This window comes from Pseudomonas siliginis (assembly GCF_019145195.1).
In the GTDB taxonomy this organism is placed as follows: Bacteria; Pseudomonadota; Gammaproteobacteria; order Pseudomonadales; family Pseudomonadaceae; genus Aquipseudomonas; species Aquipseudomonas siliginis.
Map to the genome: position 1 here is coordinate 303,971 of NZ_JAHSTW010000006.1, position 11,725 is coordinate 315,695.

The window sequence follows — 11,725 nt, forward strand, 5'->3', positions numbered from 1 at the left end:
TTACGACTGTTTGGCGAGCTTGTGCTCGAGGTAGTGAATGTTCACACCGCCCTTGCAGAAGCCTTCGTCACGAACCAGATCACGATGCAGCGGGATGTTGGTCTTGATCCCGTCGACCACGATTTCGTCCAGGGCATTGCGCATGCGTGCCATGGCTTCGTCGCGGGTTGCGCCGTAAGTGATCAGCTTGCCGATCAGCGAGTCGTAGTTCGGTGGCACGGCATAACCGCTGTACAGGTGCGAATCGACGCGAACGCCGTTGCCGCCTGGGGCGTGGAAATGCTTGACCGTGCCCGGGCTCGGCATGAAGGTCTTCGGATCTTCAGCGTTGATCCGGCACTCCAGCGAGTGACCACGGATGACCACGTCATCCTGAGTGAACGACAGCTTGTTGCCAGCGGCGATGCTGAGCATCTCCTTGACGATGTCGATACCGGTGACCATCTCCGAAACCGGATGCTCCACCTGAACACGGGTGTTCATTTCGATGAAGTAGAAACGACCGTTTTCGTAGAGGAACTCGAAAGTACCGGCGCCACGGTAGCCGATGTCGATGCACGCCTTGACGCAGCGAGCCAATACTTCCTGGCGCGCTTTCTCGTCGATGCCCGGTGCCGGTGCTTCTTCGAGAACCTTCTGGTGACGACGCTGCAGCGAGCAGTCGCGGTCGCCCAGGTGGATGGCGTGGCCCTGGCCGTCGGACAGGACCTGCACTTCGACGTGGCGCGGGTTGGTGAGGAATTTTTCCAGATAGACCATCGGGTTGCCGAACGCCGCGCCTGCTTCGGAGCGGGTCAGTTTCGCCGAGGCGATCAGGTCTTCTTCCTTGTGCACCACGCGCATGCCGCGACCACCACCGCCACCGGCGGCCTTGATGATCACCGGGTAGCCGACTTCACGACCGATGCGCAGTGCCGTTTCTTCGTCTTCCGGCAGCGGGCCGTCGGAACCTGGAACGGTCGGTACGCCTGCTTCGATCATCGCGTGCTTGGCCGATACCTTGTCGCCCATCAGGCGGATGGTGTCGGCTTTCGGGCCGATGAAGGCGAAGCCGGAGTTCTCGACCTGCTCGGCAAAATCGGCGTTTTCCGCGAGGAAACCGTAGCCTGGGTGAATGGCGGTAGCGCCGGTCACTTCAGCGGCAGCGATGATGGCCGGAATGTGCAGGTAAGACTGAGCGGCGGACGCCGGGCCGATGCAGACGGATTCGTCTGCCAGACCCAGGTGCATCAGCTCTTTGTCGGCCTTGGAGTAAACGGCGACGGTCTTGATGCCCATCTCTTTGCAGGCACGCAGAATCCGCAGGGCGATCTCACCGCGGTTAGCGATCAGAACTTTTTCCAACTTCGCAGTCATCAAAGGCTCTCCGCGGTTCAAACGATGGTGAACAGCGGTTGGTCGTACTCAACCGGCTGGCCGTCTTCGACGAGGATGGATTCGATCACACCGCTGGTTTCAGCTTCGATGTGGTTCATCATCTTCATGGCTTCGACGATGCACAGGGTGTCGCCTTTCTTCACGGTCTGGCCGACTTCAACGAAGGCAGGCGAGGTTGGCGAAGATTTACGGTAGAAGGTGCCGACCATCGGCGAACGGGCCACGGTGCCGTTCAGCGCGGGTGCAGCAGCGGCAGCCGGAGCAGCGGCAGCGACTGGCGCGGCAGCAGGGGCAGCGGCCGGAGCCTGCATCGGGGCTGGCGCGTAGTACTGCTGCGCCGGGGTCTTGCTGTGACGGCTGATGCGTACGGACTCTTCGCCTTCCTTGATCTCGAGCTCGTCGATGCCGGACTCTTCCAGCAATTCGATCAGTTTCTTAACTTTACGGATATCCATGAATCATCAACTCCCAAGGGTCGGTCAGGGGCGTATAGCTTGGTGTTCAAGCTGCTCTAGTGCGGCCTCCAGGGCCAGTCGGTAACCGCTGGCGCCAAGGCCGCAGATCACTCCTACCGCTACATCGGAGAAGTAGGAGTGATGGCGGAAAGGTTCGCGCTTGTGCACGTTGGACAAATGCACTTCGATGAATGGGATGCTCACTCCCAGCAGCGCGTCACGTAATGCGACACTTGTGTGCGTAAAAGCCGCCGGATTGATCAGAATGAAGTCCACGCCTTCACCGCGTGCAGCGTGGATGCGATCGATCAATTCGTACTCGGCGTTGCTTTGCAGGTGCAGCAGATGATGGCCGGCTTCACGGGCGCGCCGCTCCAGATCCTGATTGATCTGCGCCAGGGTCGTCGACCCGTAGGTCCCCGGTTCCCGGGTGCCGAGCAGGTTCAGGTTGGGGCCATGCAGCACCAGTAGCGTTGCCATCTGCGTTGTCCTTGTTATCAATGAGCAGTCGTCAGAACCCGGCGACTATGCCGCAAAGCCTTTGTGACTGTCCAGTTCCATGCAATAGGCGGCACGATGGGCGATGTTTGCGCGAAATTTGTGACCGAGGATCAGGATCCGGTCACTTGTAATGACAGGGCCGCCGCCTTCGCGAGCAGGCTCGCTCCCACAGGGGTATGCATTCCAATGTGGGAGCGAGCCTGCTCGCGAAGGCGGTGTGTCAGACGCGAAAGGCCTGAACGGCCGTATGCAATTGGCCGCCGAGGACCAACAGGTTCACGCCCTGTTCGCGGCCCTGGCCGATGCGCAGCAGGTTATCCCCACCCAATTGATGAATGCGCTCGCTGTGATCGCGGATTTCGCTGACCGCGCCACTTTGCTGCGCGGTGACATCGGCGATGCGCACAGCGGTGTCGGCGATGGTCTGTATCGCGCCAACGATTTTGTCCAGTGCACCGTCCGCCGCTTGCGCCTGACTGGCCGTGGCTTCGGCGTGTTCGACCTGCGCGCGCATGCCTTCGACCGATTGCCGCGCGGCGGTCTGCAGGCCGGCGATCAGTGTCTGGATTTCCGCCGTGGCCCCGGCGGTGCGTTGTGCCAGCGAGCGCACTTCCTCGGCGACCACGGCAAAACCACGACCCATCTCCCCGGCGCGGGCGGCCTCGATCGCGGCGTTCAGGGCGAGCAGATTGGTCTGATCCGCAATCGAACGAATCACTGTCAGCACGCCGCCGATGGTTGCTGATTCTTCTGCCAGATGTTCGATCATCTGCGCATTGCCTTGAACCTCACCGACCAGCGCATGCAGTCCGGTCAGGCTCTGGCCGATTACAGCCTGCCCATGCTCGACGGCCAGTCCGGCGTGGCGGCTGGCGTCCGCAGCCTGGCGGGCATCGCCGGCCACCTGCTGAATGGTCGCCTCGAGTTCCCCCAGCGAATCGCGAATCAGCGCGGTATCGCCGGCCTGATGCTCGGCGCCGCTGTGCAGGTCATTGCTCAGTTCCGCAAGGGTGCGGCTGCTGCCCGCGACTTGTTCGGCGTTGCCGCGAATGGTGCCGACCAGATCCACCAGATAGGCGCGCAAGCGGTTGAGCGAGGCTTCGATGTCGTGCAGTTCACGGTTTGTCTTGCCCAGTTGGATGTCGCGACTGAAATCGCCTTCGGCCCAGGTCGACAGCGCTGGGGCGAGGTTGGTCAGGGTGCGGGCCAGGCGCCGCTGCAAGGTATCGATGAGCAGGGCGATCAGCAGAATCAGGCCGATCATCACGCCTTGCATCAGGCGCACTTCGCCCTGGATCTGCCCATGTTGCGCGCGTACCACCGGTTCGAGGCCGGCGATGGCGTGTTGCACGCTGGCGATTTTTTCGTGGGTCGCGGCGCTGAGCTCGGCGCGTTTCTGGATCTGCTCGCGGGTGCGCGCCAGTTCCGCCGGATAGCGGCCGAGCAAGCTGTTGAGTTCGCGTTTGAGGCCGACACCGGCATCTTCGGCGGCGGCTTTATCAGTGGTTTCGATGCCCATCAGCGCGGCGAAATCGTCACTGCTCGATTCGTTGCTGGTGACCACCCCCAGCAAGGGCAGGGCATCGATGGCCTCGGCTTGGGCGCGCATGTTGCTCACTTCACGCTCGACATCGGCGGCCAGCTCACTGCGCCCGCTGCTGACCAGTTTGTCCCGCGCCAGCGACAGTCTGCCCAGATGCTGCGATGCGGCGAGCAGTGGTGCGAGGTAGGCGGCGTTGCCATTGGCGTAGGTATTGAGCTGGTCGAGGCTGGCGCTGAGTTCGCGTTCGGCCTGCAACAGCAGCGCCTGCGGATCGCCAGCCAGTTTGCCGGCGGCGAGCAGGTCGGTTTTGCTGAATTCATCGAGGCTCGACAGGCTTGGCCGTACGGTGTCGGCCAGCGTCGGGGGCAGCTCACCCAGTTGCTTGTGCACGCTGTCGATGGCCTGGGCGGCGCTGCTCAAACGCAGCGCGTCACCGCTGGCGAGATAATCCTCAACGTTGCGCGCCACCTCGTTCTGAAATTGTTGCGACAGCCCGAGGTAACGCTCCATCAACAGATAGGGGCGTTCGAGGGCTTTTTGCGACCACCACAGCGTGGCGCCAAGGGCCACGCAGACGGCGACCAGCAGCAGAGTGTTGAGATTGGTGAGCAACTTCAGGCGCATGACGGCTACCAACGGCAGGAATGGTAAGCGCCTGAATTTATTGCGGTTCTATTACAGGGTTATGACCGAATCAGTGGATTCCGATGAAAAAGTGGCACTTTGCTTTGACTGGCGCGCGGTCTGCACCCGATTGCGTCCGGCACCTTTGGCACGGTACAGCGCTTCGTCGGCCTGGCTGGCCATCATCAGGCTGTCGGAGTCATCGCACATTTCCACCACGCCGGCGCTGAACGTGCACCAGAGGTCCTGCGGCTGCGCCGGATAATGAATCTCGGCGAAGCGCTGACGAATTTCGTCGAGGACTTTATGCGCCGCGTCGATATCGGTGTCGGGCATGACAATGGCGAACTCTTCGCCGCCGTAACGGCCGATGAAGTCGGTCTTGCGCAAACGCTGTTTGAGAAACAGCGCCAGGCTCTTGATCACCCGGTCACCCATCGGGTGGCCATGGCTGTCGTTGACCCGTTTGAAGTGATCGATGTCGAGCATGGCAAAGCTCAGCGGCTTGTTCTCGCGGCGGGCGCGGAACGAGCAGTCTTCGAGCAATTGCAGGATGTGCGTGTGGTTGTACAGGCCGGTAAGACTGTCGCGGACCATCCGCGCTTTCAGATTGCGCGCCCGCGCCGCCCGGTTGCGCACAGTGGTGATCAGGTGCCGCGGTTTGATCGGCTTGGTCAAGAAGTCATCGCCGCCCTCGCTCATGGCGTCGAGCTGCTTGTCCAGATCATCCTCGGCCGACAGGTAAATGATCGGCACGCTGACATAGCGGTCATTGTGACGGATGACTTTGGCCAGCTCGGTGCCGGTGCAGGCCGGCATGTACATGTCGAGGATGATCAGGTCCGGCTGGAAATCCGCCAGCTCGGCCATTGCCTGAATCGGTTCGATCAGGGTGCGGGTGACAATCCCGGCGCTGTTGAGCAGGCGCTCGGTGTGCAAGGCCTGGGCGCGCGAGTCGTCGATGATCAGCACCTTATAAGGCTCGTACTGAGCGACGCAGGTCAGCACTTCGATTTTTTCCAGCAGGCTCGAGGCTTCGAGCGTGCCGGTGAGAAATTCCTGGCCACCGGCGCGCACGGCGGCGAGGCGGGTCGGGGTGTCGGTTTCGTGCAGGCTGAAGAACAGCAGCGGCAGGGGTTCTTCGAGGCCGACCTGAGCTTCGGCGGCGAGTTTCAGGCCGATGCCGGGGCCACTGAAATCCACGTCCATGACAATCGCCGCGGGCAAGCGCTCAACCATCGACGAGCGAAACGCCGCGACACTGTCCAGTGCCTGCGCGCTGAGGCCAAAGAATTCGAGCTGCTTGGCCAGGCGTTCGGCGCGGTCGTGATCCTGCAGCATCACGTAGATCGGCTTGCGCAGCGGCGGCAGGAAGGTCTGATCGAGTTGATCACCATGGCGCAGGCCAGTGCGTGACAGACGCTGCATCAAACGATTGAGATCGGTGATCAGGCCGCTGCTGAGGCGCCCACGGTTGGCATCCACCGCTTGCAACGACTGGCTGATGTGGTGCGCCAACTGAGTGTGTTCCGGCTGTTCGAAACGCTCGGCAAAACGCAGCAGACGCAGATTCGCCTCGCTCAGTTCGGCAAGATCGACGGTGGACCACTCGCTACGTTGCAGGCGCTGCCATATCTCAAGAATCTGACGTGCCTGATGAATTACCCGCTGGGCAAAGTGGTGCTTGAGACGCTCACGGCTGGGGTCTTCTGGCTCGGTCATATCCTGACTACTAGTTAGGGTGCATGCTGAGATCGACTGGTGGCTCTATGCTAGCACCTCTTTTCCCTTAGACGAGTGTCGTACGTCAATAATCTGCTGGACGACACGATTCAGTTTCTGACCGGGTGGTTTTGCTTTTGTATCCGATTTTGGCCAAGTGCCCGCATGCTGGGGTTTTGCGAGCAATCCTGCCAGCGCTGTCGACATTTCACCGACCTTGATGGGCGGCGTCTGACAGCGCTTTCTGATTTTTCTTCTACGCGCTTTCACCGGCCCGGTTGGCTGGTACGGTTCAGGGATTCCCCTAGTTGCCGTCCATCCGCCATGAGCCAATGTTTCACCGAACTCGCCAGTGATGCCCAGCGCCTCAATCACAACATCACGCCCATCGACGACTGCGCCTGCGGCGAAGAGTTGTTGTATGGCGAGCGGGTGCAAGTGACAGAGGTGCCAGTGCTGACCTGCCAATGCCTCTGGCGGCGCTATCAGCGCGAGGCCGAAGCAATCGTCGCGCCGAACGGCGTGCTGATTGCCGATCCGGTCGCGCGCAACCGAGCGATCAACGCGGCTTATGCCCGGTTGTGGTTGCACGACTCACGTTTTCAATGGGCGGGCCTGGCGGCGTTTGCCTCCAAGCAGGTCGGCTGTGGCTTGCTGCATGCGGCACAGAGTATCGAACGCATCCGCGAGGAATACGAAGCGCGGCAGCGGCTGCGAGACAGCCGACGCGAATCCGGATTGCTCACGCCGGAAAAAATGCCGGGACAGGCCGAAGACCTGCGTGAATATCAACAGGCTCAGGCGCGTAATCCGCTGTCTGTCATGGATGCCCGGGTGCCAGGCGAAGAGCTGTCGGTGGCCGAGCAACAGTTCCGGCATGTCTACGAAATGATGGCGATGGGTAATACCACGCTGTTTCTGGATGTTTATCCGTTGCATCAGTTCTATGCGGTGCGGGGATTGGCGGAGTTGAAGAAATGTCTTCGCGACCGGGAGAAGATTCAAGGGCATGCGAAGTGGCCGGTGCTTTGGCCGGTCGGGCAAGACACCCTCAGGTTCGGGGATGCATATCCCGAGATAGAGGTGGCCTTTGAAGCAATAGAGGCCGGGAAAATCGCCGAAAGCGTGAAGCATTTGGCGTGGCACGAGCAGCAAAATATTCTCCAGCCGACCATTTACGAAAACAGCCACCTGGTTGCGCTTTTGCGCGGCAATCATTTTTCTTATGTCACCAACTTCCCTTCCGGCGTCGCTCAGGCCATCGAGCTGACGCTGACCAGCCAATGCCAGCGTGTCGATGATGGCCGCACCATTGATTTTGATAGCAACCCGCTGGCGGATTTGTCCGATATCGACCAGCGAATGAAGTTTGTGCTGCGGGCGGCAAGTCGTTTTGATCTGTTGCTCAACGACAGCAACAGAGAATTGTTGGCGCAGTCAATTCGCGAGATTGCAGTGCGGGAGGAGGGCTGATGAGCTTGCGCCTTGGGCAAATCGGCCTACGTCGGTGGGTGTGGATGGTGGTTTGTTCCGCTGCTGCACTGGCCGCTTTACGGCAACTGATGCAGCCGCTATGGACTGATCCAGTCATTACCTTGAGGATCGGCGAAACCTACGAGTACATGGAGGCACATTCAACCGCTCCGTTCAGTGTATGGGATCGCGGCAGCAAGACTGTTTCCGGTGGCATTCCGAAGACGGATGCACGTCTGCGCTTCGTTGATCCGCAGTACGGGTTCGAGACGCCGCTGGCTCGGTTTTTCACCGTGACGTTCGTCAACAATCTGACCGTGAGCATCCGCATGTCTCCGCAAATCGAACCTCTGCTGATTGAGGACGCCATGAAGGTTGTTACCGATCTGCAGAGCCAATGGTGCGCAAAAGGCTGGAAACCTATGGGTACGCAGGGCGACCCGACAATTACGGACACCCCCGAATGGCGCGCATACGTCAGACAAGGAGTGCTTTCTGGGCGGTCATTTTGGCAGGCCGGCGACAAATACCAGGCAATGCTGATTCTAGGACGCTTCAGAGATTCCAGGCATCTCGATCAGGAGCGCTACCTCATCACTCTCGCCGTGGCGAAACCCTGGATTCCTTTCGACAAAATCGAAGATCGCCGCCTCGAATCCCATCACTTCCTCCCACCCCTACCCGAAAAAGGAGCCATCCCATGCCCATCCCAGCCTTCATGACCATCCACGGCAGCCGCCAGGGCCTGATCACCGCCGGCGCTTTCACCGAGGCGTCGGTCGGTAACGGCTACCAGAGCGGTCGCGAAGACAAGATCATGGTGCAGGCCCTCAGCCATGGCATGTACATACCCAAGGATCAGGGCGCCGGGCGGCGGATGCACAGGCCATTGATCATCACCAAAACCCTCGACAAGGCTTCGCCCTTGCTGAATATGGCGCTGTCCAGTGGCGAGTTGCTGAGCGAATGCCGCGTGGAGTTTTATCGCACGTCGGCCAGCGGCGTGCAGGAGCACTTCTACACGGTGGAGCTGGAGGATGCGTTGGTCGTCGGCAGCGAACTATTGATGCCGAACTGTCTCGACACGGCCACGTCGCATCTCACCCAACTGGAGAAAGTCCACTTCAGCTACCGGCGCATCTACTGGCGCCACGAAATCAGCCGGACGATGGGTTCGGACGAGTGGCAAGGCGAGGGACTTCGGTGAGGCTGGTCCGTGAACTGAGCCTGACCGACCACGAGCGCCAGCATGTCTGTTGCGTGGAAGAGGCGCTGGAGCACGTCAGCAGTCTGTTGAGCATGCGCCAACCGCTCGAAGGTCTGGATCAACTGCGGGCCGGTTTGATGATCAATCTGGACCGCGAAGTCCTGGCGCAGATCAAACAGGGTGAATGGTGCCTGATCAAAGCCGAAGCCGACTACGGCTACTGGCAGGGCGTCGAAGCGGTGTTCCAACAGGCCGTGCTCGAGCTTATGAACAACCCTCCCGAGCAGCCAACCCGCACCGCGCGAATCTTTCGTCTGGTCGACAGTGTGACCGGTGAGCCTTTGCCTGCGCAGGCCTACATCGCCACGATTGATGGAATACCCAGTCAGCGCCGAACTGACGCCCAAGGCATTGCACATCTGTTTACCGACGACCAAGTGCGGCAGCTTTCGCTGCGCATCTTCAACGTCTGAAATCTGCGTCTATCCTTTCGTTCGCGACGTCCTTCGCTTGTTTTGCGCCAGTGCCGCGATAGCGGGTGCTAGGCCTTGGCACGTTGTTGTATGGTTGTGGTCGAACCGTTGAACCCAAGTGATTGAAAGGATATCGCCATGCTGGACTGGAAAAACCGCGCGGGCAGCGCGCCTGAACGTGCCGCCGAGCCAAAATCGGCGACCCGCAGCTATGTCGGCGGGCTGCTGTTCAGCCGGGCGCTGGCCACAGTGGTCGGTCTGTATTTGCTGGTCACCATTGCGCTGGGCTGGTACTGGAGCCAGGAACCGGAGCTGTTTCCGGTGGCGCAGAACGCCCAGGTCGCTGCCGAGAAAGAGGGCAAGCAAATGGTGGTCGGTTACACCACGGTCGAGACCCTGAAGACCGTTGCCGGCACCTTGCTCAACAAGCCGGGCGGTTACATTTCCAATGACCGTTTCCCGCCGGGCCTGTGGATGGACAACACGCCGAGCTGGGAATATGGCGTGCTGGTGCAGGTGCGTGACCTGACCCGCGCCCTGCGCAAGGATTTTGCCCGTTCGCAATCACAGTCCGCCGAAGACGCCGATCTGGCCAAGGCCGAACCACGCTTCAACTTCGATAACAAGAGCTGGGTGCTGCCGTCCAGCGAGTCGGAATACCAGGAAGGCATCAACTCCCTGAGCCGTTATCAGTCGCGCTTGTCGGATCCGAATCAGAAAAACGCGCTGTTCTACGCGCGCGCCGACAACCTCAACAACTGGCTGGGCGATGTCGGTACCCGTCTCGGTTCGCTGTCGCAACGCCTGTCGGCCAGTGTCGGCCGGGTCAAGCTCAATACTGCGCTGAAGACCGAAGTTCCGGCAGTCGGCGAAGTGCCGCAGGTTGACGAAGAAGTCGTGGAAACCCCGTGGATGCAAATCGACAACGTGTTCTACGAAGCGCGCGGTCAGGCCTGGGCGCTGTCGCATCTGCTGCGCGCCATCGAAGTCGACTTCGCCGATGTGCTGGCGAAGAAGAACGCCACCGTCAGCGTGCGCCAGATCATCCGTGAGCTGGAGGCTTCGCAAGAGCCGGTGTGGAGCCCGATGATTCTCAACGGCAGCGGTTTCGGCGTGTTGGCCAACCACTCGCTGGTCATGGCCAACTACATTTCCCGGGCCAACGCTGCGGTGATCGATTTGCGTCAACTGCTCAATCAGGGCTGATACGTGAGCCAGACTACAAGAGAGGCGGCCCATCGCGCCGCCTCGGACGCTGAACAGATCGCCTGGGTCGACGAGCAGGACAACCTGCTCGGCGCTCTGGTGCGCTCCGATTTGCGTGAGCGCGGGCTGATTGGCCGTGGCACTTACATCATGCTGTTCAACTCCGCCGGTGAGCTGTGCGTGCACCGGCGCACGTTGAGCAAGGCGATTTATCCCGGTTACTGGGATGTTGCCGCAGGCGGCATGGTCCAGGCCGACGAAAGTTATGCCGAGTCGGCGGCGCGCGAGCTGGAAGAAGAGTTGGGCGTCAGCGGCGTCGAACTCACCGCTCACGATCACTTCTACTTCGAAGACACCGGCAACCGCCTGTGGTGTTCGGCGTTTTCCGCCGTGTGGGACGGGCCGCTGAAACTGCAGCCGGAAGAAGTCCTCGAAGCGCGATTCATCCCCGTCGAACAGGTCATGCGCGAAATCAGCGAAAAGCCTTATTGCCCGGACTCTCTGGCCGCGTTAAGGCGCTATCTCAAGGCGCAGCAAAGCAACGTCGCAAAGAACACATGAATTGGCGCCGATTGGCACTTAGCAATCGCGATTTTTGCCGTTACACTGCGCGACCTTTTCAAGCTGCACCGAGCGCTTCCCAAAAAGCATCGATGCAGTAGCGCTGCCCCTGCCTGAGTGGGGCTTCGCGGTCGCTGACCTTGCCCAAGGTTGCGATCAGTCTTTGTCCTCCCGAGAGGATTGCCGGTGGCCAAGAAAGCCGCATCCTTCGCCGCCCTGGGCGGCCTGGTATTTTCCACCGACGCAGGTCGTCATTGCCCGGAATGCAGCAAGCCGGTGGACGCCTGTATCTGCAAACAAACCGTGATCCCGGCCGGTGACGGCATTGCCCGCGTGCGTCGCGAAAGCAAAGGGCGTGGCGGCAAGACGGTGACCACCATCACCGGCGTGCCTCTGGCCGAAGACGCGCTCAAGGAGCTGGCGACGACGTTGAAGAAACGTTGTGGCACCGGCGGGGCGTTGAAGGACGGCATCATCGAAATCCAGGGCGATCACGTCGAGCTACTCTTGGCAGAGCTGATCAAGCACGGTTTCAAAGCGAAGAAATCCGGCGGCTAGCAGCCTCTGTGAAACCCTCCGGCGG

12 protein-coding genes are annotated in these 11,725 nt (G+C 60.6%); 7 read left to right on the plus strand and 5 right to left on the minus strand.

Annotated elements, in window-relative coordinates:
- The 5 genes from accC to gcbA form a co-directional block, all read right to left on the minus strand.
- On the minus strand, positions 1 to 1,356 hold the full coding sequence (gene accC / locus KVG87_RS14350; protein ID WP_024011424.1) for an acetyl-CoA carboxylase biotin carboxylase subunit: 1,356 nt from the start codon (positions 1,354 to 1,356) through the stop codon (positions 1 to 3).
- Between the two features lie 17 nt (positions 1,357 to 1,373).
- Positions 1,374 to 1,832 (minus strand): acetyl-CoA carboxylase biotin carboxyl carrier protein, encoded by a 459-nt coding sequence (gene accB, locus KVG87_RS14355; protein ID WP_016771862.1) that lies wholly within the window; start codon positions 1,830 to 1,832, stop codon positions 1,374 to 1,376.
- A gap of 24 nt (positions 1,833 to 1,856) precedes the next feature.
- Positions 1,857 to 2,312, minus strand: a complete 456-nt coding sequence (gene aroQ / locus KVG87_RS14360; RefSeq protein WP_016771861.1) for a type II 3-dehydroquinate dehydratase — start codon at positions 2,310 to 2,312, stop codon at positions 1,857 to 1,859.
- A gap of 241 nt (positions 2,313 to 2,553) precedes the next feature.
- Positions 2,554 to 4,500 (minus strand): methyl-accepting chemotaxis protein, encoded by a 1,947-nt coding sequence (locus KVG87_RS14365; RefSeq protein WP_217851261.1) that lies wholly within the window; start codon positions 4,498 to 4,500, stop codon positions 2,554 to 2,556.
- Between the two features lie 51 nt (positions 4,501 to 4,551).
- Positions 4,552 to 6,222: a diguanylate cyclase GcbA gene (gcbA, locus tag KVG87_RS14370; protein WP_016771860.1), complete on the minus strand. Its 1,671-nt coding sequence runs from the start codon at positions 6,220 to 6,222 to the stop codon at positions 4,552 to 4,554.
- Positions 6,223 to 6,546: 324 nt separating this feature from the next.
- Here gcbA and KVG87_RS14375 point away from each other — a divergent pair, with 324 nt between their 5' ends.
- From KVG87_RS14375 to KVG87_RS14405, 7 genes are all read left to right on the plus strand, one after another.
- Positions 6,547 to 7,695, plus strand: coding sequence for a DUF2515 family protein (locus tag KVG87_RS14375; RefSeq protein WP_217851263.1), 1,149 nt, complete (start codon positions 6,547 to 6,549; stop codon positions 7,693 to 7,695).
- Positions 7,695 to 8,417 carry a hypothetical protein gene (locus tag KVG87_RS14380; protein ID WP_225930883.1) on the plus strand — a complete coding sequence of 241 codons (723 nt, stop codon included), beginning with the start codon at positions 7,695 to 7,697 and terminating at the stop codon, positions 8,415 to 8,417. Before KVG87_RS14375 ends, KVG87_RS14380 begins: the two co-directional genes overlap by 1 nt.
- On the plus strand, positions 8,396 to 8,902 hold the full coding sequence (locus KVG87_RS14385) for an Hcp family type VI secretion system effector (protein WP_217851265.1): 507 nt from the start codon (positions 8,396 to 8,398) through the stop codon (positions 8,900 to 8,902). Before KVG87_RS14380 ends, KVG87_RS14385 begins: the two co-directional genes overlap by 22 nt.
- Positions 8,899 to 9,375, plus strand: coding sequence for a hypothetical protein (locus KVG87_RS14390; protein WP_217851267.1), 477 nt, complete (start codon positions 8,899 to 8,901; stop codon positions 9,373 to 9,375). The genes KVG87_RS14385 and KVG87_RS14390 overlap by 4 nt, the downstream gene beginning before the upstream one ends.
- 138 nt (positions 9,376 to 9,513) lie before the next feature.
- Complete coding sequence (locus KVG87_RS14395) at positions 9,514 to 10,581, plus strand: DUF2333 family protein (RefSeq protein ID WP_016771859.1); 1,068 nt, start codon at positions 9,514 to 9,516, stop codon at positions 10,579 to 10,581.
- Positions 10,582 to 10,584: 3 nt separating this feature from the next.
- Complete coding sequence (locus tag KVG87_RS14400; RefSeq protein ID WP_041480663.1) at positions 10,585 to 11,142, plus strand: NUDIX hydrolase; 558 nt, start codon at positions 10,585 to 10,587, stop codon at positions 11,140 to 11,142.
- 186 nt (positions 11,143 to 11,328) lie between these two features.
- Positions 11,329 to 11,700 (plus strand): translation initiation factor Sui1, encoded by a 372-nt coding sequence (locus tag KVG87_RS14405; protein WP_007914613.1) that lies wholly within the window; start codon positions 11,329 to 11,331, stop codon positions 11,698 to 11,700.
- Positions 11,701 to 11,725: the final 25 nt, after the last annotated feature.

Coding starts and splice junctions, on each gene's coding strand:
- accC (WP_024011424.1), bottom strand. CDS start 1,356: ATGACTGCGAAGTTGGAAAAAGTTCTGATCGCTAACCGCGGTGAGATC.
- accB (WP_016771862.1), bottom strand. CDS start 1,832: ATGGATATCCGTAAAGTTAAGAAACTGATCGAATTGCTGGAAGAGTCC.
- aroQ (WP_016771861.1), bottom strand. CDS start 2,312: ATGGCAACGCTACTGGTGCTGCATGGCCCCAACCTGAACCTGCTCGGC.
- KVG87_RS14365 (WP_217851261.1), bottom strand. CDS start 4,500: ATGCGCCTGAAGTTGCTCACCAATCTCAACACTCTGCTGCTGGTCGCC.
- gcbA (WP_016771860.1), bottom strand. CDS start 6,222: ATGACCGAGCCAGAAGACCCCAGCCGTGAGCGTCTCAAGCACCACTTT.
- KVG87_RS14375 (WP_217851263.1), top strand. CDS start 6,547: ATGAGCCAATGTTTCACCGAACTCGCCAGTGATGCCCAGCGCCTCAAT.
- KVG87_RS14380 (WP_225930883.1), top strand. CDS start 7,695: ATGAGCTTGCGCCTTGGGCAAATCGGCCTACGTCGGTGGGTGTGGATG.
- KVG87_RS14385 (WP_217851265.1), top strand. CDS start 8,396: ATGCCCATCCCAGCCTTCATGACCATCCACGGCAGCCGCCAGGGCCTG.
- KVG87_RS14395 (WP_016771859.1), top strand. CDS start 9,514: ATGCTGGACTGGAAAAACCGCGCGGGCAGCGCGCCTGAACGTGCCGCC.